The sequence below is a fragment of the Ruegeria sp. N11 genome (genome assembly GCF_056531525.1).
In genome coordinates this window covers 121,091-146,889 of the sequence record NZ_JBQFLX010000011.1, presented here as the reverse complement: position 1 = coordinate 146,889, position 25,799 = coordinate 121,091, and the positions used below count along the sequence as shown (strand labels likewise).

General features: G+C 54.9%; 22 protein-coding genes. 13 read left to right on the top strand and 9 right to left on the bottom strand.

All coding sequences use genetic code 11. From position 1 onward, the window contains the following. The first annotated feature begins 38 nt into the window (after window positions 1–38). Window positions 39–833: a helix-turn-helix transcriptional regulator gene (locus ACR0J8_RS13540; RefSeq protein WP_480525317.1), complete on the top strand. Its 795-nt coding sequence runs from the start codon at window positions 39–41 to the stop codon at window positions 831–833. A 108-nt stretch (window positions 834–941) separates the two neighbouring features. On the opposite strand, the gene ACR0J8_RS13535 is transcribed toward ACR0J8_RS13540, so the two are convergent. From ACR0J8_RS13535 to ACR0J8_RS13525, 3 genes are all read right to left on the bottom strand, one after another. Further along, window positions 942–2,207 carry a flavin monoamine oxidase family protein gene (locus tag ACR0J8_RS13535; protein WP_480525319.1) on the bottom strand — a complete coding sequence of 422 codons (1,266 nt, stop codon included), beginning with the start codon at window positions 2,205–2,207 and terminating at the stop codon, window positions 942–944. Window positions 2,208–2,334: 127 nt separating this feature from the next. Beyond that, a complete protein-coding gene (locus tag ACR0J8_RS13530) occupies window positions 2,335–2,577 on the bottom strand; it encodes a hypothetical protein (RefSeq protein ID WP_480525321.1) in 243 nt (80 codons plus the stop codon). Window positions 2,578–2,592: 15 nt separating this feature from the next. Further along, window positions 2,593–3,894: an aromatic ring-hydroxylating oxygenase subunit alpha gene (locus tag ACR0J8_RS13525; protein WP_480525322.1), complete on the bottom strand. Its 1,302-nt coding sequence runs from the start codon at window positions 3,892–3,894 to the stop codon at window positions 2,593–2,595. A 375-nt stretch (window positions 3,895–4,269) separates the two neighbouring features. Here ACR0J8_RS13525 and ACR0J8_RS13520 point away from each other — a divergent pair, with 375 nt between their 5' ends. The 5 genes from ACR0J8_RS13520 (at window position 4,270) to ACR0J8_RS13500 (ending at window position 9,044) form a co-directional block, all read left to right on the top strand. Further along, window positions 4,270–5,379 (top strand): extracellular solute-binding protein, encoded by a 1,110-nt coding sequence (locus tag ACR0J8_RS13520; RefSeq protein ID WP_170680759.1) that lies wholly within the window; start codon window positions 4,270–4,272, stop codon window positions 5,377–5,379. Between the two features lie 164 nt (window positions 5,380–5,543). Next, entirely contained in the window at window positions 5,544–6,608 is a 1,065-nt protein-coding gene (locus tag ACR0J8_RS13515) for an ABC transporter ATP-binding protein (RefSeq protein WP_480525324.1), read from the top strand. Between the two features lie 50 nt (window positions 6,609–6,658). After that, a complete protein-coding gene (locus ACR0J8_RS13510; RefSeq protein WP_480441272.1) occupies window positions 6,659–7,567 on the top strand; it encodes an ABC transporter permease subunit in 909 nt (302 codons plus the stop codon). After that, on the top strand, window positions 7,568–8,410 hold the full coding sequence (locus ACR0J8_RS13505) for an ABC transporter permease subunit (RefSeq protein ID WP_170614538.1): 843 nt from the start codon (window positions 7,568–7,570) through the stop codon (window positions 8,408–8,410). 70 nt (window positions 8,411–8,480) lie between these two features. Beyond that, entirely contained in the window at window positions 8,481–9,044 is a 564-nt protein-coding gene (locus tag ACR0J8_RS13500; protein ID WP_480525327.1) for a TetR/AcrR family transcriptional regulator, read from the top strand. Between the two features lie 24 nt (window positions 9,045–9,068). On the opposite strand, the gene ACR0J8_RS13495 is transcribed toward ACR0J8_RS13500, so the two are convergent. Then, window positions 9,069–11,528: a GcvT family protein gene (locus tag ACR0J8_RS13495; protein ID WP_480525328.1), complete on the bottom strand. Its 2,460-nt coding sequence runs from the start codon at window positions 11,526–11,528 to the stop codon at window positions 9,069–9,071. 187 nt (window positions 11,529–11,715) lie between these two features. Here ACR0J8_RS13495 and ACR0J8_RS13490 point away from each other — a divergent pair, with 187 nt between their 5' ends. Next, a complete protein-coding gene (locus tag ACR0J8_RS13490; RefSeq protein ID WP_480525330.1) occupies window positions 11,716–12,495 on the top strand; it encodes a class I SAM-dependent methyltransferase in 780 nt (259 codons plus the stop codon). A 33-nt stretch (window positions 12,496–12,528) separates the two neighbouring features. Here the strand turns inward: ACR0J8_RS13490 and ACR0J8_RS13485 are convergent, their stop codons facing one another. From ACR0J8_RS13485 to ACR0J8_RS13470, 4 genes are read right to left on the bottom strand one after another with little or no spacing between them, the layout of a single operon-like run. Beyond that, window positions 12,529–13,908: an aminotransferase gene (locus tag ACR0J8_RS13485; RefSeq protein ID WP_480525332.1), complete on the bottom strand. Its 1,380-nt coding sequence runs from the start codon at window positions 13,906–13,908 to the stop codon at window positions 12,529–12,531. Between the two features lie 13 nt (window positions 13,909–13,921). Continuing rightward, window positions 13,922–15,097, bottom strand: coding sequence for an aminomethyl transferase family protein (locus ACR0J8_RS13480; RefSeq protein WP_480525334.1), 1,176 nt, complete (start codon window positions 15,095–15,097; stop codon window positions 13,922–13,924). Beyond that, entirely contained in the window at window positions 15,094–16,626 is a 1,533-nt protein-coding gene (locus tag ACR0J8_RS13475) for a phytoene desaturase family protein (protein WP_480890665.1), read from the bottom strand. Before ACR0J8_RS13475 ends, ACR0J8_RS13480 begins: the two co-directional genes overlap by 4 nt. After that, entirely contained in the window at window positions 16,623–18,269 is a 1,647-nt protein-coding gene (locus ACR0J8_RS13470) for a phytoene desaturase family protein (RefSeq protein WP_480525337.1), read from the bottom strand. Before ACR0J8_RS13470 ends, ACR0J8_RS13475 begins: the two co-directional genes overlap by 4 nt. Window positions 18,270–18,398: 129 nt before the next feature. Between ACR0J8_RS13470 and ACR0J8_RS13465 the strand changes: the two genes are divergently transcribed. Beyond that, window positions 18,399–19,037: a TetR family transcriptional regulator C-terminal domain-containing protein gene (locus ACR0J8_RS13465; RefSeq protein ID WP_321253937.1), complete on the top strand. Its 639-nt coding sequence runs from the start codon at window positions 18,399–18,401 to the stop codon at window positions 19,035–19,037. Window positions 19,038–19,116: 79 nt separating this feature from the next. Further along, on the top strand, window positions 19,117–20,418 hold the full coding sequence (locus ACR0J8_RS13460; RefSeq protein WP_480890662.1) for an MATE family efflux transporter: 1,302 nt from the start codon (window positions 19,117–19,119) through the stop codon (window positions 20,416–20,418). 18 nt (window positions 20,419–20,436) lie between these two features. Here the strand turns inward: ACR0J8_RS13460 and ACR0J8_RS13455 are convergent, their stop codons facing one another. Further along, window positions 20,437–21,729 (bottom strand): NAD(P)/FAD-dependent oxidoreductase, encoded by a 1,293-nt coding sequence (locus tag ACR0J8_RS13455; RefSeq protein ID WP_480890659.1) that lies wholly within the window; start codon window positions 21,727–21,729, stop codon window positions 20,437–20,439. 80 nt (window positions 21,730–21,809) lie between these two features. Here ACR0J8_RS13455 and ACR0J8_RS13450 point away from each other — a divergent pair, with 80 nt between their 5' ends. The 4 genes from ACR0J8_RS13450 (at window position 21,810) to ACR0J8_RS13435 (ending at window position 25,625) form a co-directional block, all read left to right on the top strand. Next, a complete protein-coding gene (locus tag ACR0J8_RS13450; protein WP_480525345.1) occupies window positions 21,810–22,139 on the top strand; it encodes a DUF6614 family protein in 330 nt (109 codons plus the stop codon). A 169-nt stretch (window positions 22,140–22,308) separates the two neighbouring features. After that, entirely contained in the window at window positions 22,309–22,977 is a 669-nt protein-coding gene (locus tag ACR0J8_RS13445) for a TetR family transcriptional regulator C-terminal domain-containing protein (RefSeq protein WP_480525347.1), read from the top strand. A 75-nt stretch (window positions 22,978–23,052) separates the two neighbouring features. Continuing rightward, window positions 23,053–25,119: an oxidoreductase gene (locus tag ACR0J8_RS13440; protein ID WP_480525349.1), complete on the top strand. Its 2,067-nt coding sequence runs from the start codon at window positions 23,053–23,055 to the stop codon at window positions 25,117–25,119. 53 nt (window positions 25,120–25,172) lie between these two features. Continuing rightward, window positions 25,173–25,625 (top strand): N-acetyltransferase family protein, encoded by a 453-nt coding sequence (locus ACR0J8_RS13435; RefSeq protein WP_480525351.1) that lies wholly within the window; start codon window positions 25,173–25,175, stop codon window positions 25,623–25,625. Window positions 25,626–25,799: the final 174 nt, after the last annotated feature.

The window sequence follows — 25,799 nt, the reverse complement described above, 5'->3', positions numbered from 1 at the left end:
TCACGAATGTGGTATTCAAATTTGAGTAGGAGGCGGTCGTGACAGATTGGTTGACCGAAGCAGGCGCAGTCATAGCTGCTGTCGGAACAGACGATTTCTCCCAGACGCTTTCGAAATCTCTGCAGGAAATCAGTGGGTTCGACTATACTGTCATATTTGGGTATCTCGGATCAGCGCGCCCGATCGACCTGTTTGACGATTTCCCAAAATCGAAGCGGAAGATCATGGTTGAGGATTATCAGGAGGGTCCATATCTTCTGGATCCGTTTTACCTGGCCAGCGCAAACTCCATTGATCCAGGTCTGTACCGGTTACGTGATCTGGCACCAGATCGGTTTTATCAGGGTGAGTACTTTCGAAATTACTATGTTCAGACCGGTTTGGCCGAAGAGATTTGCTATGTTGTTGACCTGCCTGACGAGGCAACCGTTTGTGTTTCGTTGATGCGGGCAGAAAAGGCATTTAGCGCCAAGGACTTCCGGGAACTGGGAAAGGCCTGGCCTGTGGTCAGTGAAACCTGCAGGCATCACTGGAACGGATTGGCCGGAGAGTTTGGGCAGAAACCGGCAAATACGCGGCGTCGGGGGCGGGTGCTGAACGTGGACGAGGCATTTGAAAAGTTTGACGAAGGCCTGCTTACGCCTCGCGAAAAGGAGGTTGTCGAGTTTACTCTCAAAGGCCATTCCGCTGACGCCGTTGGCCGAATACTGGGTATTTCTCCGGGAACGGTTCGTATTCACCGCCGGAACATATACTCCAAGCTTAGAATCCGGTCTCAGGGAGAGTTGTTTTCGCGGTTCATCGACGCGCTGTTGGGGCCGGAGGAAAAGTGAAGCCCTCAGCGACGTGCCGTTTGGCGCTTTCCAGAAACTGTTCCCAGCGGTGGGATGTTTGGCAGGCATAACTATTGCGCTTGCTGGGCCGGAATGGTTCCCGGTTTGTCAAAGCAACTGAGCCACCACATCTTCCGCCGCTCGCAAACCTTCCAGGTGGGCGCCACTGACAGAGCATTGTTGGTTGGGATGTGTCGCTTCGCCAGCAAAGTGAACCCATTCCGCATGGGGTTGTCGCAAAACGGCACGTTGGCCATAGCCCCCCGGCTGGGATCCTGCGTAAGACCCAAGCACGTATGGTTCATGTCGCCAGGCGGTTGCGTGTCCCTTTATGAATTTTTCTCTGATGGCCGAGCCGAAGAAGCCAACCAGCGTTTCAAGTGCATGTTCGATGGCGCTTTCAGGTCCTGCGTTCTGCAAATCTATGGAAAGGCTTCCGGAACTTTCAAAGCTGGTGAGGCCGGTGCTTGAGATGTTGCAAAGAAAGCCGCCACCGCGGGCCACTCCGGACGCGTCGGGTTCTAAGTGGTAGGTCAGCCATGTGTCGGGTTGCACGGGTAATGCACCGGGGTGAAAAAGAAGGCCTGCGTGATTGTAGTCTCCCATTGTAATGAGTTCGAGCGCCGCGCGCCGGTCGGATTCAAGGGGGGGATCAAAACGGATGACGTCTTCGGCCAGCACCCCGACGGATACTGTTACGACGACGGTGCGCGCTTTGGTTTTGCCAGTCGCCATGGTTACCTGCACACCGTCACTAAGGGCTTCGATTTCTGTGACCGGACTGGACAGTTTGATCGGAAGACCCTGCGCCGTGCACGCGATGAGGTGCCCGAAACCTTCCCGGCAAAACCAGTCGTCGCCCCCCTCCCAGGCAATGATGTCTCGCAGGGAAGTGTCCGGCAAATCCCTGGCAAGCGACAGCGCAAATGTCATGGCTGCCGTAAATGACCAAGGTCCCTTGTCTTCCCAGATGTCAGCCAAAGACCGGTCGGTTGGAACTCCGGTACTTGTTTCAATTTCTGCATCGAGGCGCGCCGCTTCAGCTATGTCTTTGTGGATGTCTTCTACTTCGTTCCAAAGAACGGCATCATTTTTCAGGCCGTATGTCATTGCGTTATCCGGGGCCTCGTAAAGGTCAAGGCCAAGCGCAAGACCCGGCGCCTTCAGAGCGTTGGCATGTTCGGCGTGCATCCAATGCGCCCCTACGTCGAAAGGGACGCCAAAGATTTCCGTATCCGTGTGGGTGCGCCCTCCGACGCGGTTCGATGCCTCGACACAGATAACTGACAGACCTGCCGACATAAGGGCCCGGGTCGCCGCGATTCCCGCTGCGCCAGCGCCCACAACGACGACGTCATAGTCAAACGCGTTCACTCTGTTTCCTCCGGTGCATTGAGTGGCTTGAATGGTGATTTCAAAGATTGCACTTCGAGTGCTCGCCGTTGCGACGCCCACCAATCATCAGAATCTTTCTGAGGTGAGATCTTAATCGCAGGCGTTATCATGCCTCAGTGCATCCATCTAAAACGCCAAGCATTTCTGGTACTGAAACCCCCTCGTAACGGGCCAGATCAAGCGGGTCTTCGGCGTCAAACTTGCTGCACCTCCGGTAAATTTCCAGCATCTCGGTAGACATTCTGCCGTTCTGATAAAAATACATTGCGGCCGCATACCTTGTGGCGCCGGAGCCTTGGATTCCGACTTCCGTCACAAGAAGTTGCTTTTGAAGTTCTGCTTCCGACATAGAACGCGCCCTTGTTCACGTCTTGGGCGCAGCCGACATGGCGGTATTGAGCGACACAACTTCATCTTCACGTGGCGCGGTTTCTGAATTGTAGACGGGCAGTATTTTGCGGAGGTGGTCGTGATGTGACCGGACACCATATTCGAGGTCCGAAAGGTAGAAACCCTCGAACGATTCCGAAGCCATGGATTCGTTCGACCAGATCGTCAGTTGAATATCTTCCTCCACGGTTTCGCGATCAATCCGGGCGGCGAGATACCGGGCTGCCCTTTGTTGGCGATCTTCGTGCGGGTTTCGATATGTTGCGCTCCGCAGTACGGACTTTTTCGTCGTGACTGGAAACTCCTGATAAAACAACATTGTTTCGGGAGTGACAGCAATCACCGCGTTAGGGAAAATGCCATAGTAGAGCCAGGTTTTGTGCAAGTGTTCGGGCAGGTGGGGTTGGGGCTTTGTGAACTTCTTGTAGTTGCGAACAGCCCATCTACGCCCTTTCGTCGGTGTGAAACTTGCATCAGAACGTGAGACACCATCGACATAAGGTTCGTCGGAATAGGTTGAACCGTACAAATCCTGCAGGGCAGGGTGCGCAAGCGGAACGTGGTATCCTTCGTTGTCCACGTCTCTGATTGATTTCCAGTTGACCGGCGTCTCCTCCGTCCAAATCCCGTCTGTCGGAACATGTTCGGCCATTTTGTAGGCTGAGATTTCCTGTTCAATCGGGGCCAGAAGTTCCGCCACTGATGGCTGGGGGCCCGGTTTGAAGCGGATAAACACAAGACCGTGCCAGATTTCCATTTCAAGTTCTTTCAGGCCAAACTTATGCTTGTCCAGGTTCGGAAAGGACTCTGGCCGGGCGGCACCACGCAGCGTTCCATCAAGATTGTAAACCCAGCCATGAAACGGGCAAACCAAGGCGTTTTCACACTTTCCTTGATCTTTGGGCACGAGCCGTGATCCGCGATGACGGCAAACATTGAGAAACGCTCGAATGTCCGAGTTGTTGTCTCGTACGATCAGCGCACGCTCGCCGCACATGTCGAAACAAAGAAAGCTGCCGGATTCCGGAACGTCCGAAACATGACATGCTATTTGCCAATGGGTTTTGAACAGATTGCTCTTTTCAAGGTCCAGAAGAGCGGTGCTGTGATAGCACCAGCCCGGCAGTCCACGTCTGTCCCAATTGGCTGGAACTTCGATGTTCCGGGGTTCGTCATGCATCTGTTCAATCCGCGCAGTTTTGACTTGATCAGTCAGTGTTTTGGTCGGTTCGGCCAATCCCAGCCTACGATCTTGGATTTCAGTTGGATCAGCCATCGTTCGATTGATTGTAGATTTTGCCCAATTTGGGCTGCTCGTCAATCATTTCTGACTGAATAGTCATTCAAAAGTAGATCCCAAATGGTTCCCTGCGACCCAATTGAGGTTGATGCGCGCGCGGAAAGTTAGAAAGTTTTCTGTCAATTAAGCGACTTGTCGGCTTTTGATCAAAATTGGATCAGCTTTGCTTGACAGCGGCGATTTCATCAGACTACCGTTTTGAATGGCCAGTCAGATAAATTCATGATGATTGGAGGGGAATGGGGTGCAAGATGAGCAAACCTGTCAAAAGGGGGGCTCATAAAAACAGTGTTCAGCAGACAAAGTAAGCAAAATTGCTGCAGCCACCGCTCAGGGAGAGGAAGCGAAATTATGAACTCAATCAGGAAAGTCGCCGGGGTTACCGTTCTCGCAGTAACGGCCACTGCAATTTCGGGGTCGGTACTTGCGCAAGAGCGCGTTTTGAAAGTCACAAACTGGGGGGAATACATCGCTGAAGACACGATCGAGAACTTCGAGAAAGAGTACGGCATCAAGGTAATTTACGATCCGTACGACTCGGCTGAAGCAATCGATGCCAAGCTGCTGGCAGGAAACAGCGGCTATGATGTGGTCAGCCATGCAGGCAGTGATACGGCGCGGCTGATTAAGGCCGGTATTGTCGCAGAGCTTGATTTATCGAAGCTGGACAACGTTCAGCACATTGATCCGGCTATTATGGAGCAACTGGCCAGTGAGTGGGACCCGGGCAACAAGCATTTCATTCCGTATATGTGGGGAACGCACGGGGTCACTTATAACGAAGAATTGGTGAAAGAGACGTATCCGGACGCGCCCATCGGTTCGATGGACATGGTGTTCGATCCCGTGCACATGAAAGAGCTGTCAAAGTGCGGTGTTTCTTTCCTGGATTCTCCGGGCGACATCATACCGATGGCTTTGGCGCACATGGGGTTGGATCCGAATTCCACGAACGCGGAAGACTACGAAAAGGTCGGAGAAATGCTGGCCGCAGTCCGCCCGTACATCAAAACCTTCGACAACTACGCGTACCAAAGAATGCCTCAAAAAGAGTTCTGCGTCTCAACCACTTGGGGACCGGATGGCCTTCTTGCGATGTCCGGGGCAGCCGAAGCCGACACTGGGGTTGTGCTGGACTTCTTCCTGCCTGAAGGCGAACGCACCGCGCAGTTGTGGATTGATGGTTGGCTGATCCCGGAAGACGCAGCCAACAAGGAAGACGCGCATCTTTTCTTGAACTACATGATGCGCCCTGAAGTTGCGGCCAATGACAGTAACTTCACCTGGTATGCGACTGCCAACCTGTCAGCCAAGCCAATGGTTGACGAAGCCGTCACATCCAGCCCGGCCGCATTCCCGACGTCTGATCAGGTTGCCAAGATGTACACAACTGCGGTTCTTCCTCCCAAGGTCGAGCGTTTGCAGACCCGTACCTGGACTGACTTCAAAGCCGGTAACTAATCCACTCACACCGGCAAGTGCAGTAGCGAACCTATTTGGATCGCTACTGCACTTCGGATCCATTCAGGCAGACCGCGAGGCCCAAATTGACCGTTTCCAAAGCTGTCAGCGCAGTACCTTGGTTAGACCAAACAGAACAACAACCATTGGTTCAGATCAGAGGTGTGACAAAGAATTACGGTGAAGTAACGGCCGTCGATAACGTCGATCTGGATATCTACAAGGGTGAGTTGTTCTGTCTGCTGGGCGGATCAGGGTGCGGAAAGTCCACTCTGCTGCGAATGCTCGCGGGATTTGAGGAGTTGAACGCCGGCTCGATCATCATTGATGGCGTCGATATGGCTGACGTTCCTGCCTACGAACGCCCAACCAATATGATGTTCCAAAGCTATGCGCTGTTTCCGCATATGACTGTCGAAAAGAACGTATCTTTCGGGTTGGAACAAGACCATGTCCCAAAATTTGACATAGCCGACAGGGTGCACGACATCCTCAAGCTTGTCGAACTGGAAGACTTCAAAAAGAGAAAACCCAAGCAATTGTCAGGCGGGCAACGCCAGCGCGTTGCGCTGGCTCGTGCGTTGGTCAAACGCCCAAAGCTGCTGCTTTTGGATGAGCCTCTGGCTGCGCTTGACAAGAAGCTGCGCAAGCAAACGCAGTTTGAGCTTGCCAATATTCAGGACAAGGTCGGTGTCACGTTTATTGTGGTGACCCACGATCAGGAAGAAGCGATGACGTTGTCGTCGCGCATGGCGGTTATGGATGCTGGGCGGTTCAAGCAGATTGGAACGCCAACAGAAATATACGAGTTTCCCGCGTCTCGCTTTGTCGCCGACTTCATCGGGTCAGCGAATATTTTTGAGGGCAGGGTAACCGAGGAAGGTGCAGATCATGTTCGGGTCGAGACTGAATTCTGCGAGGTTTTCATAGATCACGGTCACTCCGTGAAAGTTGGCAGCAAGATCTGGGTGGCTTTGAGGCCCGAAAAAATCCGTCTTTCGAAATCCGATGAAGTTGCTCCAGGCCCCAACCAGACATCAGCCATCATCGACGACGTGGGTTATTTAGGAGAGACGTCGATCTACAAGGTGAGGCTTCCCAATGGAGAGATATTTGATGTCACCAGGCCCAACCAGTCACGCCCAACGCATGCCACCCAGCGCATTACGTGGGAGGACAAGGTGAATATCAGCTGGGATCCGTCCAGTGCCATGTTGCTCCACTCATGACGGAGTTCACGGGAGATAGGCCCGAACCGTTACAGGTTGAACGACAGCCGATGCTTGGCCTATTTATGCGGCGCTTGCAAAGCAAGTGGCGACAGATCGTTACCGTCATACCGTTCTTCTGGCTTCTGGTTTTCTTCCTGGCACCGTTCTTTATTGTCGCCAAAATCAGCTTGGCTGAACTTGCCATTGCAAGCCCTCCATTCACCAGTTTGATCGAGTGGTCGGACAGCGGGATCATGACGATCCGTCTGGTGTTCGACAATTTTATCTACATCTGGGAAGACAGCCTTTATTTTGACACCTACGTCAACTCGCTCAAGATTTCGGTAACTTCGACCTTCTTGTGCCTGTTTTTTGGCTACCCCATTGCCTATGCAATCGTGCGATCAGGCCCAGTCGCCAAGCCGCTATTGCTTTTCGCAATAATCCTGCCGTTCTGGACGTCCTTCCTGCTGCGCGTCTACGCGTGGATGGGATTGCTTGCAGATCAAGGTACAATCAATAACCTGTTGATCGCAATTGGTATAATCGACGAACCGATCCGGATGCTGTACACGGAATTCGCTGTCTATATTGGCATCGTCTACACCTACATGCCCTTCATGATCCTGCCGCTCTACGCGAACATGGAAAAGCTGGATGACAGCCTGAATGAAGCTGCAGCGGACCTTGGATCCCGGCCAACGAACACGTTCTTCAAAATCACGTTGCCTTTGACGATGCCCGGCATCATCGCGGGCTCATTGCTGGTCTTCATTCCTGCGACCGGGGAGTACGTTATTCCCGATCTTTTAGGGGGTGGAAACGTACAAATGATTGGCCGGGTTCTCTATAACGAGTTCTCCAGAAACAGTGATTGGCCGGTTGCTGCCGCGGTTGCAATTGTTCTGCTGGTTATTCTGGTGCTGCCCATCATGGTGTTCCAGCACTACCAGGGCAAAGCGTCGGAGGAGCAATAGATGTACAGCAAACGCTCCCGCTTCCTGACAATCATGCTGACACTGGGTTTGGCATTTTTCTATATCCCGATGATTTTGCTGATCATTTATTCGTTCAACTACTCCAAGCTGGTTCCGGTCTGGGGGGGATGGTCCTTACGATGGTACAAGGAGCTATTTCAATCTGCAGAAGTCTGGAGCGCGGTTTCCCTTAGCCTTCAGATCGCCGTTGTAAATGCAACCTTTGCAACAGCGCTTGGTACGCTTGCAGGTCTTGCGATGGTGCGATTTGGCCGGTTCAAAGGCCGGACTTTGTTTGGTGGCATGTTGGTCGCGCCCTTGGTGATGCCCGAGGTGATAACCGGATTGTCCTTGCTGGTTTTCTTTATTTCACTGAACCAGCTAATCGGATGGCCCGCCGAGCGCGGGTTCGCGACGATTACGATCGCGCATATTACTTTTTCGATGGCCTATGTCGCTGTGACAATTCAGGCACGATTGACCGGCGTGGGGCAAACTCTGGAAGAAGCTGCCGCCGATCTCGGTGCCAAGCCTTTTAAAGTCTTGACTGCAATCACCATTCCTCAGCTGACACCGGCCCTTATTTCAGGTTGGCTGCTGGCGTTTACTTTGTCTCTCGATGACCTGGTCATAGCCAGTTTTGTTACAGGTCCGGGGGCAAATACCTTGCCAATCCTGATCTTTTCGCGCATTCGACTGGGCCTCAGGCCGGATATCAATGCGCTTGCGACTATTATGATCCTCGTGATCGCTATTTGCGTCGCTATCGCAGCTATCGTTATGTTCCGGCAACAAAGGGCGGATCTGCTGGACAGACAAATGGCTGAACGAGAGGAAGGATAAATTGGAGTCGCACGAGCTTCAGAAAAAACGACGCACCGAACCTCCGGAAGTTCGCCGCCTGCAGTTGATAATGGCGGCCATAGACTCGATTTCGAGGCGCGGGTTTTCTGACACAACGCTGAAACACGTGACCGAAGCTGCCAATCTGTCCCATGGGGTTGTGAATTACCATTTCGACAGCAAGGAAGCATTGTATGACGCCGCGCTGGGTTTTCTGGCACAAGAGCACTACGAAAACTGGCTAAGGTATTATGACGACGCGGAACCTACGGCCGCGCATCGGCTCGCGGCTATTATCCGCGCGGATTTTGACAAAAGCATCTGCACGCACAAGCGCCTAGCGGTTTGGTTTGCGTTCTGGGGGCAAGCAAAGTACCGTCCTAATTACCTGAAGATTCACAATAAATTTGACAACGAGAGATACGATCGAATTCTGCATCTATGTGGAGAGTTGATCGCCGACGGCGATTACGACGATCTTGAGGCCGAAAAAACAGCCCGAGCTGTTGAGGCAATGTCTGACGGCGCCTGGCTCAGCCTGATGTTGTATCCCAAGGTGGCTGACCGGCGAGAGTTCAGGGATGTTTGCCTGCTTTCGCTGTCACGGTTCTTTCCAAAACACTTTCCGGTTTAAGCCGCAATACCGTGTAATTGTGCTTCAGCACTTTATCTTCTTCATCCCGGGGTCGTAGAGCGGCTTTAGCGAAGCAGTGGCGTCGAATTTCTCGCCGGCAATTTCGATCTGCCAGTGTCCCTTTGCGACGATGTCTGCCGTCAGCGGTTCTTCAGTCTCGGCGAAACCAATCCCGACAGCCGCGCCAAGCGTGTGCCCATACCCGCCAACCTGAATGTACCCGACTTCCTTGCCGTTCAGATAAATCATCTCGTTACCATACATCAGGGGCTCAGCGTCCTTCAGCAGAAACTGCAGCATTCGGTTTTTGGGTGTGCCTTTTGCTTTTATCGCAGCCAGCGCTTCCCTGCCGATGAAGCCTTCGGGTTTGTCCAGTTTGATGGCAAAACCAAGCCCGGCCTCAATGGGGTTGTCCGTGTTGTCCACATCGATTCCGAAATCACGATAGGCCTTTTCGAGTCGCAGGGAGTTTAGGGTTTGCATGCCCGCGTTTCGAACCCCCAAGTCACGACCCGTTTCCATTATCAGATCGTATGTCTGAACGGCCTGAGTGGCAGGTACATGAAGCTCCCAGCCCAGTTCCCCGATAAAGGTCACGCGATAGGCCAGAACAACGGCATACCCGACGTCAATCTCTCGGGCCATCATGAATGGGAAACCTTCGTCCGACAAATCAGCGCCGGATATTCTGCTCAGAAGATCGCGTGACTTTGGGCCGTGAACGTTGATTTGGCAGCGCGCAGCAGTGATGTCTGTGATGACCACATTCTCTTCGTCCAGAATGTGCCGCCGCATGCGCATTTCGGTGTGACCCGCGGAGTTTTCGCCGACAATAACCCAGTACTTCCGCTCGGACAGTCGAGTAACCGTAAGGTCTGCCTCGAACCCACCTTGTTCATTCACCCAGGCAGTGTAGACCACGCGGCCGGGTTCAACATCAACCTCATTGCAGGAAAGGCGCGAGAGAAGGGCGCATGCATCTAGACCTTCGACGCTGAAACACGCCATTGATGTCATGTCCATGACGATGACATCCTCGCGCGCTGCCTTGTGTTCTTCGGCGTGCCATTCAAACCAGTTTTGGCGATACCAACTGTATTCTTCGACCTTGGCCTGTTCCGGTGTCGGGGCAAACCAATCAGGTTGTTCCCAACCATTTCCTTCGCCGAAAAACGCCCCAGCATCCTTCAGGCGGTCATACAGCACAGAACGCTTTACGTTTCTGGCCGTCTTGTAATTCTCATTGTGGTAATGCTGGCCAAAGAGCTTGCCCAGCAGCTCCGGCGTTCTGTCGCGCCGGAACGCCGGTGTGGCCATTTCACGCGAAAAGCGATTGACGTTGATGCCCGTGACATCGATTGGGGGCAAGCCATCCACAATCCAATGGGCCAGAACCATACCCGTACCGGCGCCATTGAGGATGCCCAAAGAGTTCATCCCGCATGCAGCCCAGAGGTTGCGAAGTTCCGGTGTCGGGCCAACAAGCGGTGCAAGATCGGGTGTAAAGCTCTCCGGTCCGCAGAACAGTTTCTTGACGCCATAATTCATCGTGTCAGGCACGCGCGAATAGGCTTTTTCAAGGTCGGGGCCAACACGTTCCCAGTCTGGCTCGATCTCTCCGAATTGCCATTCGTCGGGGATACCACCCAGCTTCCACGCCGCAGCGCCTGGTTCAAAAAGACCCAACATCATCCCCCCAACTTCTTCGCGGTAATAAGTGTACGTGGAAGGGTCTTCGAGAACGGGCAGATCGCGGGGCAAGCCCGGGATGCGCTCGGTAATCAGGTAGTAGTGCTCAGCCGCTTGAAGGGGCAGGTTGACGCCGTGCTTGGCCCCTAACTGGCGGGACCACATGCCACCGCATATCGCAATGTTTTCAGCCGTGATGGCGTGACCGTTCGCGGCGCGGACTCCAGTCGCGGTGCCGTTCTTGACCAAAATCTCGTCGACCCGAACACCTTCGAAGAAACGGGCGCCTCTGCTTCTGGCCCCCTTTGCCAGCGACATTGTCACGTCCACCGGGTTGGCGCGCCCGTCCTCGGGTATCAGGAACGCCCCAACGACGTCTGATAGGTCGCCAATAGGGAACAAATCCTGCGCTTCCTTTACTGAGACTTCGTGATTGTTTATCCCAAAACGGCGCATGAAGGCTGCGACACGGCGCATTTCATGCAGGCGTTCTTTGTTGGTCGCAATCTGCAGATATCCAACGTCCCGAAAACCAGTGGAAATACCGGTTTCTTTCTCAAGGTTGGCGTATAGATCGCGTCCATGCGTGTAAATTGCACATTCCGCTTCCGACTTGAGCAGGCCGGCCACGATAAGGCCCGCGGCGTGCCAAGTCGTTCCGGATGTCAGTTGCCCCTGCTCAAGAACCACAACATCGGTATGGCCAAGCTTGGTCAGGTGATAGGCCGTATTCGCGCCAATGGAACCTCCCCCGATGATGACGGTCCGGGCGTGCGTCGGCAGGGTGTCAGCCATGGCGAGAATGTCCTTTCTGGGCGTTCAGTTTCTCGCATATCAGTCATGGCGTTCAATGTCTACTGACTGAATGATCATTCAATAGTTGATTTTGAGCATCGCCTTCCTATCTGGAAAAAGGCTTGTCAGGGCAGCGCGATCAGGCTTCACTGTGGCGGTGAACTGTCAATCAGATGCGGGGAAGCTTATGTCAGAGGATATCCTTTACGACCGTCAGGTGATCAACTTCCTGGAAGAGCTTTGGGGGGAGGGGTTCCTATCGCCAGGAGGCCCCGAGGAAGTCACTCGGGTTGTTGAGGGGATCGATCTCAAAGGCAAGCATATCCTTGATATTGGATGTGGTTCAGGGGCAATTGCAGTGCTGATGGCGCAGAATTTCGGTGCGGGGAAAGTGACAGGCATTGATGTGGAGGCTCCCGTCTGCGCGGCGGCGAGAGAGCGAGTGAAGCGGGCCGGGTTGGAAGAAAGAGTAGAAATCCTTCAGGTCACTCCCGGCCCAATGCCTTTCGAAGATGGTACTTTTGATGTCGTTTTCTCAAAAGACTCGATCATCCACATTCCCGACAAAGCCGCGATGGCTGGCGAGGCCTTTCGGGTGCTGAAACCGGGTGGGCGGTTTGCCGCTTCTGACTGGCTGACCAATCATGACGGGGGCATGTCACCTGAGATGGCGCATTATGTGAAGATGGAGGCCTTGGAGTTTCAAATGGCGTCACCTTCCAAGTATCGCGCCGCGATGGAGGCGGCCGGCTTCGAAGGCGTGGAATTAGTCAACCGCAATCCCTGGTATGCGGAAGTTTCTGCTGGGGAACTTGCGGATTTGACCGGGCCGAACCGCGCTGGCTGGGAAGCCCGGCATGGTGCCGAGTTTATCGAACACCAAATCGAGATCTGGGACGCGATGCAGCCTGTGCTGAAATCCGGAGAGCACTGCCCGCATCACATCCGAGGCCGAAAGCCAACATGATCTGGCTGGAGCCAAGTCGTGGCTACGTCGCCGCTATTCTCCGTAGTCCTTGCTGACCCGCGCCATTCCGGCCTCCATGATGTCGAACATTTCGTCTATCTGGGAAGGGGTGATGATCAGAGGAGGAGAGAACACGGCCATGTTTCCAAATGGTCGCAATAGCAAACCCAACTCTTCGCAGGCGTCGTCCAGTTTCTGCCCAAACTTGACGTGTGCTTCATAGCTTTCGACCTTCAGCCCGGGGCGGCATTCGATACATCCCAGAAGGCCCTCGCCGCGCACGTCTCCGACGATCGGGAACTTTTCCTTGATCTGGCGCAGGCGTTCTTGAAATTGCGGTGTTACGCGTTGAACGTGCCCAAGAATATCCTCCCGCTCCATGATCTCGATGTTTTTGATTGCTGCAACACAGCTCACCGGGTGCCCTGAATAGGTATAGCCATTGTAGAAGACATCGCCGCCCGGAGCGTCAGAGATGCGTTGCATTACTGCGTCCGAGATGATGCAAGCGCCAAGTGGCAGATACCCGGAGGTCAGGCCTTTTGCGCAGGTTATTATGTCTGGAACGATGCCAAAAACGTCTTCTGATGCGAACCAATGTCCCAGCCTGCCAAAGCCGGTTACGACCTCATCCGAGATGTACAGAATGTCGTTTGCACGGCATATTTCGAGTGTGCGCTTGTGGTAGCCCGGAGGCGGGACAATCACGCCGCCAGAACAGAGGATCGGTTCGGCGATAAAGGCGGCAATACGGTCAGCACCGACCTCGGCAATCAGGTTTTCAAGGTCCGCGACCTTGGCGTCGCACCAGGCATCGATACTCATTCCCTCGGGCCGGTGGTAAGGGTTCACGTCGGGTAGGAAACGCACCAAATCCTGCGCCTTTTCAAAGCTTGTTTCGAAGCGTTCTTTCCCGGTGACCGTTGCAGCCAGAAAAGTCGATCCGTGATAGCCTTTCTCCCGGCCGATCACGATTTTCTTTTCTGGTCGGCCAAGCCGTTTGTTCATGAAAAGTGCGGTTCTAAGCGCGGTATCGACAGCCGTGGAGCCGCCGGTTGTGAAGTGCACGGTATTCAGATCGCCCGGAGTGCGCTCGGCAATCATACGGGCCAAAACGGCCGCGGGTTCGGTCGTAAATGACCAGGGCGACGCGTAGGGCATCGTCATGACCTGCTGCGAAATGGCGTCGGCCATCTCCCGGCGGCCGTAACCGATCTGTGTGCACCACATACCGCCCGGGCCATCGATATAGCGCTTTCCGGCAGCATCCCAAAGGTAGATACCATCCGCTGTGTTGACCCGCATGTACTCATCGGACCCAAAGCCTTCGGTCCCTGCCCAGGGGTGTAGGTGATGGTCGCGATCCCAGGTGACAAGATCGCCATCGGTTGGAGTGTTGCCAAGTGTGTTCACGTCTTCTTCTCCTTCAGGTGCGGGCGGGCGGCGTCACACGTGCGCGCGGCGGTGCGAAAAAGGCTTTGGTGACGGGCGTGAGACGCGCCATTCTGGTATCCCATTTGCCTTCCTGCAGTGTGTAGATTTCCGCCATCAAACTGGATGAGCGGCTTGCATCCGGCATACGAACATGTGCCAGTGCGATGTTACGTTTGGCGGTGGGGGACCAAATTCCGGAGGTCACGTGCCCAACTTCTTTTTTGCGTCGGTTGTAGATCAATGACCCTTCCGAGGGTTTGAAGCCTTCGACATCGAAACGTATGAGGAGGCTTCTGGGAGCATCGCGTTTCGACAGCAACGCACGGCGACCATTGAAGTGGTCTTTCTCGAAGTCGACCAGCCGTCCTAGGCCGAGTTCGAATGGCGTTTGGCCCCGGTGCAACCGCTCGGTCGCATGAACGGGCTGAAAGTCCACCCCTGCGGTCAGAAATCCCGCCTCGATGCGTGCGATATTGACAGCTTCGTACCCAATGGCGCGCAGTCCCTGATGCAAGCCACCTTTCCAAATTCTGTCCCAAAGATCTTCGGCCTTGTTCCAGTCGCACCAAAGCTCATAGCCGAGGTCACCGGTAAAGCCCGTCCGTGAAATCATGAGGTCAGGTTCGATCTGGACCAGATCGAATGGTTTAAGCGCGCCAACATCTAATCCCGCAGCCTCCAACACCGCATAGGATGTCGGACCTTGCAACGAAAGGCCGGCAACGCTGCGAGTTTCATCCCGAACCGCAACATCGAAACCCCATCCCGCGTCCAGCAACCACGTCAGCATCGGTTCCTGACAGCATAAGCGCCAATCGTTGTCGCCGAGATGGAAAAGAGTCCCGTCATCGATGACCATGCCCTCTTCATCGCACCAGATTGCGTATCCAACGCGGCCCGCTGCGATCTTGCTGACGTCACGCGTGACCAGGCGATTGAGCATTGCGGTCGTGTCAGGACCTGTCAGCCTGTATTTGTGCATCGGTGAGATATCGAACACAGAGGCCTGATTGCGCAGCGCGAAATACTCGAACTCGACACTGTCCAGAACTCCGGGGGCAGCGTAACCCACCCAATCATACCAGTTTTGTGCGCGATTCTGCTCTTCGAGCTTCTTGTGAAAGGCAGCGGGGATTAAGCCAAGTTTCGGGTCGGTGAAGATGCTCATGGCTGTTCCTCCAGCGCCGCCAGGGCCGCATTGCGACCGGCGAGGCCCATGACATCGCCTCCGGGGTGGGTTCCAGCGCCGCACAGGTACAGCCCCTTGGGACCCATGGAATAGCGGCACATTCCGTTTGCGGGGCGAAGTGTCAGAAGCTGGTCCAGGGACATTTCCGCGTGGTGCCAGTGGCCCCCGGGCGCTCCGGTTGCGCTTTCGATTTGATCCGGTGTTATGACTTGTCTGCCTGCGATGTGATCCTTCAGGCCGGGCAGGGCGCGGCCCAGTGTATCTACGGTGATTTGCGCAAGTTGATCTTTCGCGGCTTCAGTCCAGCCGCCTTCTAGGTCGGATGGCGCGTATTGCACTATGGTCGACAACCAGATTGACCCATCGGCTGTCTGCATCTTGAAGGCTTCGATCACCGGGGCCTTGGACATTTGTCGATATTTTGCTGGATTGAACGCAGCTTCCACGTACTCTGCAGAGCGGGCATAGATCAGACGGCTATTTTCCAACCCATCAGGCAAGCCGGGCAGCGGCATCTTGTCCTTTAATTTTAGGTTGACCTTGGCTGCTGTTCCTCGTGCCCGGATATTCCGAATGCGCCGCATCGTTTCGATGTCAAAAACAGATGGCCCGGTCATACGGCTTGTTGGTTTAGGTGCGAGGTTGCTCAGCACGAGAGTTGCGGTCAAAGTTTGCCCATCAGTGGTTATGACGCCAGAGACGGCATCCTTGTCCACGAGAACGCGGGAAACCTCGGTTCCCGGCATCAGGACGCACCCCGCCTTTTGCGCTGCTTCAACGATTAAATCTGTCAGCGCAGACACTCCGCCCGCAGGTTGGGTGATGGTGCCCCCGTGACCCATCCGGTAGATCAGGTTGAACACGGTTCCCGGAGATCTTGGACCGGCGGCTGCCCCCCAGATTGCATCAGCTGCAAGCATCCCAGCCACCGGTCCGTCCGGCAAGTCATCAAGGACAATGTCATAGACATTGGACAGAACGACCTGCAGGAAGCGTCGCATTTCCGATTTACCCAGCCTTTTCAGTCCGATGCCCAGTTTTGCCAGGCGCAGAACCTCAGCCATTCCGCCCCGCGAAAGCACAGCTTTGTGACCGCCGGGTGGTGGGGCTTCGGCGAGTTGGCGTAGCAAGCCCCCATACGTAATCAACTGTTGCGTCAGATCAGACCAGGCTTTGGAGTCCGGGTGCGCCGTCCCGTCACTCCAGCAGACGCCTTCGTCACTGAAGACGATGTGCCGACCATCTTCAGCCAATGAGACCGTGGAGGTCGGTTTCCCGGCCAAAACAGGGTGTTGCAGGTCCAAACCGACGTCACTCAGGGCGCGTGGGCTGAGGTTGTAAAGCGAGTGGGCCAGTGTTGGCCCCCCGTCCACGGAATAGGACGCCATTCCACCAAAACTGTCAGATTTTTCAACGATGCAGACATTCTTGCCGCGCCGACCGAGAAGCGTTCCGGCAATCAACCCGTTGACACCGCCACCCACGACTATTGCATCAAAATGGTTCATGCGGCATACCCCTTCATTCGGCCATGCCGTGTTTCGTTCCTCAGGATTGCGCGGGCCGCGTTGGCGCCGGGCGCGCCCATAACTCCACCGCCCGGATGTGCGGACGAGCCGCACAGATACAGCCCCTTGATTGGCAGGCTGTACTGAGACCACCCCGGGACCGGACGATTGAAGAAAAGCTGGTCAAAGGTCAGTTCGCCTTGGAAAATGTTGCCTTCGGTCAGACCGACCTCGCGTTCGATTTCCAGCGGTGAACGGACTTCCATGTGCACAACGCGCTCGCGAATGTCAGGGCAAGCCACAGCCATCTGGTCCAGTACAGTTTCAGACATTGCCTTGCGCTGTTGGTCGTCCCAGTTTTCAGCCGACCGGACGCCGCCGACGTCCAGATCATACGGGGCATATTGAACAAACACCGTCATCATATGCGCACCTGTCGGAGCCATCGTTGGGTCGATCTGGCTGGGGATCAGCATGTCAATGTACGGCTTTTCCGACCAGCGCCCCAGCTTCCAGTCGTCATAAGCCTTTTCCAGTTCAAAGAGGCTCTGCGACACATGCAGATCGCCCCTCAGGAAACTGGTGTGCAGTGGTGCAGCAGGGAAGTTTGGAAATCGGTCAAGGGCGATGTTGAGTTTCGCCGAAGACCCGCGGATTTTGAAATTTCGCACCGCTTTGGTGAAGTCATCCGGCAGATCGGCGGCATCAACGTGGTGTAAAATGGTGCGCTTGATATCCATGTTGGATGCGACGACGGGGGCATGGAAAATCTTGCCGTCTTCCAGCGCCACGCCTTCCACGCGTCCATCTTTGCTCAGGATTCTCTCAACCCCTGCACCCGTATGGATCGTACCGCCGTGATCTTTGAAAGAGGCCGCAATGGCATTCGAAATCGCGCCCATGCCGCCGCGGGCGAAACCCCAGGCTCCGATGCCGCCATCGATATCGCCCATGTAGTGGTGCAGCAGAACATAGGCGGTTCCGGGCGAATATACCCCAAGACCAGTGCCGATAATACCGGAACCAGCCAAATGCGCCTTGATCAGGTCGTTCTCGAAATGCTCATCCAGAAAGTCGCCAATGGACATCGTCCAGAATTTCAGCGTTTCTCCAAGTTCGCGACTTCCCAGTCCGTGGGCCTTTTTGACCAGGTACGCCATTTCGCCCATGTCACGTGGGCGGAGCGAAGCAGGGTCCGGTGCGTCTCGAAGCAGAAACGGGCGGATAAAACGGCATTGCCGCATGATGGCTTGTGAATAGCCGCGATAGGCGTCTGCATCACGTGCAGAATGGCGCGCCATCTCGCGCTTCAGGGCGTTGTGATCGGAGTAATAGGCGAAGTAATCTCCGTCGCGTGTGAAGCTCGCACCACCTTCGTAGGGGATAACCTGAAGCCCGTATTTCGGGAGTTCGAGGTCTCTGGCGATTTCGCGCCGCAAAAGAGAGCAGACATAAGAGCAGTTCGAGTAAGTCCAGCCTTCGTGCAGCGAACGGCTGACTGCTGCGCCACCAATCCAGTCATTCTTTTCGACGACCAAAACACGCATGCCCGCACGGGACAAATAAGCGGCGGCTGTCAATCCGTTATGACCGGCACCGGCCACAATCACGTCGTATCTGTTCTCAGTCGTCAAATTTTTCATCCCTTTCCTCTCCGTTTACAGACCGGACATGATTCCGTAAAGTTTATTTGAGCGCTCAAATAAATTTTAGACCATTGACGCGTGTTTTTCGCGCACTGTAGATGGCGGTAATTGTAGGAGGAGCGGCAATTGGTCGACGCAGAGCGGAAACGCCCCCGCAAAGAGCGGAAGGAAAACGCAGATCGCCGCCGCCGGCAGCTGCTGGACGCGGCGTGCCGTTCCATACTGGCGCATGGATTGGCGAAAACGACACTTGCGACGGTCGCGTCCGAAGCCGAGCTGTCTCAGGGCGTTGCAGCCTTTTATTTCAAATCAAAGGGAGGCCTTCTGACCGAAGCGCTTCGCGACTTGTACCGACGCTATGAGGAGCACTGGACGACCTCTCTGGAACAGGCAGGGGATAAGCCAGCGGAAAAGATAAGGGCACTCATCAAAGCGGACTTCCACCCTGATGCATGTGGTCCGAACGTCCTGCCTTTGTGGTATGCGTTTTGGGGGGAACTCAGATTCCAGCAGCACTATGATGAGGTTGCGGAACACTTTGAAGCGCGGCGGCGCGAAACTTTGTATGCGATCTGGCAAGAATTGCTGGCCGAGGATGATGTTGCTTCCCCGGATCAAATGACGGAATGGATGGAGACGTTGACGGATGGTTATTGGCAGCGCCTGCATCTTGCGCCGGAAAACCTGAGCCGAGAACAGGCGGAACAAGCTGCGTGGGGATGCCTCGTGCGCTTGGTTCCGGGCCTGCTGACTGAAACGCCATAGCCACTTTCGGCTGAGAGGCCCCAATGTCATGACGCGAGTGCGGATCTCACAACAGCCGCTGCCGCCCAGGGCTGCGATAGTGCAGGAAGCGCGTGATGTTGCGCGACTTGCCCTGCCAATTGTCATTTCCCTTGCCGCCGCTGCTTTGATCGGCGTTGTGGATACCGTGATGGTGGCCCCATTGGGAACGCTTCCTCTGGCAGCAGTGTCGATCACGGCCTCGGTGCTGATCATCTTTTATTCTGCGCTTTATGGCTTTGTGTCCGCAATTGGCGTGCGAATGGCGGAAGCCTTCGGCAAGTCCAGCGAGGAAGGGCTTGCTTCGGCCACAACTGCCGGGCTTTTGGTTTCTCTTCTCGTCGGGGTTGTCGGTGCGAGCGTAATGATCTGCCTGAAACCGGCTCTTTCCTGGATCGGACAGCCCCCAGAAGTAGTAGGCCTGCTTGGCGGCTACTGGAACGCGATGAGCCTTCTTCTAGTCCCATTCACTGTTTTTTATGCGTTGAAAGCCCTGTTTGACGCCATGAACCAACCTTGGATTGGCGTTGGGCTTGCGTTTCTTGCGGTCGGTTTCAATATTCCTTCGAATTATGTGTTGATCCACGGTGTTGCTGGCTGGCCTGGCCTGGGTCTTGTTGGGGCAGGGATCGCAAGTCTGTTGTCTCAGACGGTGCCGTTGATTGCGGCATTTGTGATTTTGGGCGCAAGGAAACGGAAATGGGACCTTCTGAGGACCGCAGGTTTTGACTGGTCTGAGTTCAAGGCGCAGATCAAAGAAGGGATCGTCATCTCCGTCGGTTACCTGGGAGAGGGGGCCGCTTACGCCGTTGCAGGCCTGATGCTTGGGTGGTTCAGCGCCGCCGCGCTTGCCGCACATCAAATCGTTTCTGCGGTCAGCGACGTTATTTACATGGTGCCGTTGGGCGTCTCGATTGCAATCTCAATACGCGTGGCTCAGGCAATCGGTGCCGATGATAAGGACAGGCTGAAGCCAATTGTATTAGCGTCGCTTCTGGTCGTTGTGAGTTGGATGACAGTCGTTATCCTGGGTATTTTGGTTGGCCGTATTCCTTTGGCGAACAGCTTGTCAGATGATCCGAATGTCGTTTCCCTCGCGATTTCGATGTTCCTTGTGATCGCCGCGATGCAGATCGCAGATGGCGTTCAAGGGACAATGCTGGGCGCTTTTCGGGGCATGATGGACAATCATGTTCCGGTTGCCATTACCTTGTTTGCCTATTGGATCGTTGCTTTGCCGCTTGGTTACGTATTGGGCTTTTGGCTCGGGTTCGGACCCAACGGTGTTTGGGTTGGCTACGGCACAGGCCTCTCACTGGCCGCGATCGCATTGACCTATCGCTTCTTCTCCAAAAATCGTTAGTCGACGTGACTTTCTGTCTCAAAGACCCAACTTGTCCAGGAGTTTCAGGCGCAGGATTTCTGCTTCGACAAGGGTCTCTCGGGCAAACGAAAAAGGTAAAGGTTTGAGGGGGGTAACCGGAAACTCAAGCTCATCGACTTTGGTCCCGGCCGCCCACCGGGCCAGGACCCGCCCCATTGCGGTGGCGATGGCAACGCCGCGACCGTTGTAACCCAGACCTGTCATTACGCCTGGGGTGAGTTCATGCAGGTGGGGATAGTGATCCCTTGTCAGCGCCACATACCCGCCCCACTCATATTCCCACTGAACTCCGGACAATTGAGGGAAAAGTTCAACAGAAATGCGTTTTAGTCGCTCAATTTGTTTGAGGGTGGAATTGTCGTGGTAGGTGCCGCGACCGCCCATCAGGAACCGGCCGCCTGCATCTTGCCTGAAGTACAAAAGAAGGCGTCTTGCGTCGGACAAGGCGTTGCCTTCTGGCAGAATTGTTTGGCGGATATTGTCGGACAATGGCGCCGTCGCCACCTGAACTGACCGAACGGGCAGGACGGATTGCGCCAGGCGCGGATGCAGATCACCAGAATAGGCGTTTGTGCAAATCAGAACCTTGTCTGAAAAGACAGCTCCGTTAGGTGTCTCAACCCGAAAGCGGCGGCCCTCTGTCGCGAGCCGGTTGGCGGGCGTTTCTCCGAAGATTTCCACGCCATTGCGACGGGCCGCTTCGGCCAGTCCAAGTGCATAGTTCAGTGGGTGCAAAACTCCGCTGCGTCGGTCCAGAACTCCACCCAGATAGGCTTCTGTCCCGGTCAGACGCTGCATTCCGCCTTGATCAAGCTGAACCATACCGCCGCCGTGATTGTCCCAATCCTCAGCAAGTTTGTGCAATTCGTTGAGTGTTTTGGTCGTATGCGCCGCGCGCAGCCATCCCGGGCGGTTTGCATCGCACATAATACCGTGCCGAGCGATCAAATCGAAAACAAGATCGGCCGCGTCACCGGCCATTCGGATCATTCTGTTTCCCCAGAAATCTCCAAACCTTGCCTTGATGCCGGTTGGCCCGTCCTTGAGGCCTACATTGATCTGCCCACCGTTGCGGCCAGATGCTCCCCAGCCCGGGTGTTGAGCGTCGATCAGAACAATTTTGATGCCTTCCTCGGCCAGGTGAAGCGCTGCCGAAAGGCCAGTGAATCCGGCACCAATCACTGTCACGTCTGATTGTCGCTCGCCAGTGAGTGGCGGGTATTCGGTTGAATAGGCTGCCGTTGCTGACCACAGGCTGTTTGCAATGACGGGGTTTTCGTTGCGGATCATCTATTGGCCTCGCGCGCTTGCCTTGCGGGGGTAATTGCATAGGTTTGGCTGGTGACGCCTTTCCGGACAGTATGTGAAGAATGCCTAGACTTTTGAACCAATTCGAACTGAAACCGACCGCCGACTTCGACGCGTTCGAACAGGCCTGGAACGCGTTTGTCGGACATTTGGTCGCGACGGGTCTGGCAACGAACGGGACCCCATTGTGTAAACGCATTCCTACAAGTGGTTACGATACAGACGAACAGCGTGACCATTCGCTTATGGCTGTGATCGAGTTCAGGGATCAAATGCAGGCCGACGCGGCTTGGTCCGCCATCGAGGATCGCATTGAGCCACTGGGAGAATTGCATCGCAGTGTCATTTCTATGGTGCACGACCCGGTTTTCACCTTTTGGTCGGACCTGTAGATCCATGATTGCGAACATTCGTATTGTTTTCACATCATTTATCTTCGTCATTGAATGATTATTCAATCAATGGCATAAACTTTGCGAATGTCAATCAGCCTCTCGCCGGCACGGCTTGGCAGTGAGTGCGGGCAAGATTGAAGTACTTGAGAAGATGGGAGGTGTGCGAGTGAGTCAGACGCCAAGCGATAACACAAATCCGACAGGGCGCCGGCGTACCGAGTCCAAGGAGGTGCGGCGCCAACAGCTGATCAACGCCACAATCGACTCGATCGCACAAAACGGAATTGGTGGAACGACCATGTCCACCGTGACCGAGATAGCCGGTTTGTCGCTGGGCATCGTCAACTTCCACTTCAAGAGCAAACAGAACTTGCTGGAAGAAACGCTGTTGTTTCTTGCGAAGGAACACCATGAACAGTGGTTGGACGCTTTTGACAATGCAGGTTTGTCGGCGCCTGAAAAGCTGTTGGCCATCGTCGATGCGCATTTTCACCCGCGGATTTGCTCGCCGAAGAAACTGGCCGTCTGGTTTGCGTTTTTCGGAGAGGCGGGGCGGCGCAAAGTTTACCGCAAACTGATCAATGACATTGATCTGGAGCGTTACAGCATCGCGCTGCGCCTGTGTTCGGAAATTGCTGAGGATGGCGGGTATGACGACATGCCGCCAAGGCAGGTCGCCAATATCCTGGAGGCTCTGTACGACGGAATCTGGTTGGAGCTTTTGACCTACCCGGAGAACTTTCGGCGTTCCGAAGCCCGGGATCACATCGCCGCCTTCCTGTCCAAGGTTTACCCGGATCATTTTCGAATGCCAGAGTTCAAGAGCGGCAGTTGAGACAGTGCGGGTCAAATTTCCGGTTTTACAGAAAAAACGGGCCTGCGCACTGCGCAGCAAACAAAAGGCACACGAATGAGTAGGGATTCTCGCTACGACATCCTTTTCGAACCAGTACAAATCGGACCAGTCACTGCGCCAAACCGGTTCTATCAGGTTCCGCACTGCACAGGCATGGGCTGGCAATACCCTCGTACCCTTGCGGCCATGCGCAAGGTGAAAGCGCAAGGTGGATGGGGGGTCATATGTACGGAATACAACTCGATCCATCCATCATCTGACGACCTGCCGCATCCTTACGCGTCCCTTTGGGACGACAGCGATGTTCGGGCGCACGCTTTGATGACGGACGCGGTGCACGAATATGGCAGCCTTGCGGGTGCTGAGCTATGGTACGGAGGCGCCAACTCGAACAACCTGTTTTCCCGATTACCGAGCATGGACGTCGACAGCCGGCCCAACGTTAAAGGGCATCCCTATCAAACCCGCGCGATGGACAAGCAGGACATCCGGGATTTGCGCCGGTGGCACCGCAAGGCCGCCTTGCGGGCCCGAGACGCGGGCTTTGACATTGTCTATGTCTACGCGACGCACGGATACCTTATCTCGAACTTTCTGCATCCACGGGTGAACACGCGCAGCGACGAATATGGCGGCAGCCTGGAAAACAGGGTGCGCCTGACCCGTGAACTGATTCAGGAAACCAAGGACGCCGTTGGGGACCGGTGCGCTGTGGGGGTCCGTTTCTCAGCAGACGAAGAGATCGGTGAGGATGGCCAGCCCATCTATGGTGAGCGTCGCGAGATGTTCGAGATGCTCGCTGATCTTCCGGATTTGTGGGATATCAACATCGCAGATTACTCGGTCGAGATGGGCGTTTCCCGTTTTACCAAAGAGGCAGCTCTTGAACCCTACATGCATTGGGTCAAGTCCGTGACGGATAAGCCCGTGGTGACTGTGGGTCGCTTCACGTCACCCGATACAATGGTCTCGCAGGTCAGGCGTGGAATTACGGATTTTATCGGTGCCGCGCGCCCGTCGATTGCTGACCCTTACCTTCCCAAGAAAATCGAAGAAGGGCGCCTGTCTGCGATCCGTGAATGCATCGGGTGCAATGTCTGCTATGCCAGCGACACGATTGGCGTGCCAATTCGTTGCACGCAAAACCCGACAATGGGAGAGGAATGGCGCAAGGACTGGCATCCCGAAATCATTCGAAAGAAAGCTTCAGATGCACGCGTTCTGATTGTCGGGGCAGGGGCTGCCGGGCTTGAAGCCGCGCGGGCGCTTGGGGCGCGTGGGTATGATGTCCTGCTGGCAGAGGCTTCTCGTGAAATAGGCGGTCGGGTTGTGCGCGAAGCGGCACTTCCGGGCATGAGCGAGTACATTCGCGTCAGGGACTATCGCGAGCAGCAATTGATCGAAATGCCCAATGTTGAAATCTACCGGGAAAGCCCGCTGACGGCTGACGACATCTTCGCAGTTGAGGCTGACCACGTTGCAATCGCCACCGGCGCGACCTGGCGAAATGATTACCATGATGAGGAACGTTTCGTCCCGGTCGCGGAAGGAGCCGCCTTGAACCGCGTATACACCCCCGATGACATCATGGATGGAAAGATTCCCGACGGGCCTACTCTCGTTTTTGACAGTGATGGCTACTACATGGCCAGCGTCATTGCCGAAAAAATTAAGGCGCAAGGTCACGCCGTAACGTTTGTCACACCGTCCGACAGTGTGGCTGATTGGGCTGGAAAAACGTCCGAGCGTTGGCGCATCCGAACGCATTTGCTTCGCCTGGGGATCGAGATCATGCCGTCAAAGACGCTGAGACAATTCGATGGCGAAATGGCGCATTTGGATTGTCTCTACGGCGGATCAGGTAAGACCTTGCCCGTTGCCAACATTGTGATGGTGACAGCCCGGAAACCAAATGATGGCTTGTATCGGGAACTGAGCAGTCTGACGAAAGCTGCGGAATTGCCATTCAGCCTCCGCCGTATTGGCGATTGCGATGCACCAGCTATTATCGCGGCGGCAGTCTATGCCGGGCATAGATACGCCCAGGAATTGGATAGTTACGTGGATGTGGACGTCCCGCTAAAACACGATCGTGTCGATGTCGGGCAACAACTCATTTGATCGCTCGGTGCGGTCACCTCGATAAACATCTTAGAATGCAGGAGAAGTCTGTCATGCCGAAAGGTCTGGTTACCCGTCCACTGGAGGCGAAAGACAAGGAAGAGTGGCGCCGCTTGTGGACTGCCTATCTGGAGTTCTACGAGACCTCGGTCCCGGAAGATGTCTACGAGATTTCTTTCAGCAGGCTGTTGTCGACAGATACAGGTGAATACAACTGCCTCATTGCTGAACTGGACGGACAACCGGTTGGATTGGCACATTACCTGTTTCACAGGTTTATGTGGTCGGTCGAGGATACCTGCTATCTGATGGATCTGTTTGCAGACCCCGAGGTCCGTGGAAAGGGTGTCGGCCGTGCTCTGATCGAGGCCGTTTTTCAAACCGCAAAGCAGCATGGTGTTCCAACAACTTATTGGACCACTCAGGAGTTCAACTACAAGGGCCGAATGCTATACGACAAAGTGGCAAAACGAACGCCATTCATTGTCTACGAAAAAGACGGATAGTCAGCAGGGCCTTTTCTGAAGGCCTTGATCTGCGGAGGGCGGGTGTCTTTCACAGCTTCTATTTGTGTTCAAACCCAGCGCATTTGCGTACCGCAAGTCCAGTGCCGAGATCATTCGCCCAATATTCGGCACGTTTTCTTTGCGTTACACGGCGTTCTTGCTACTGTCGGCTGA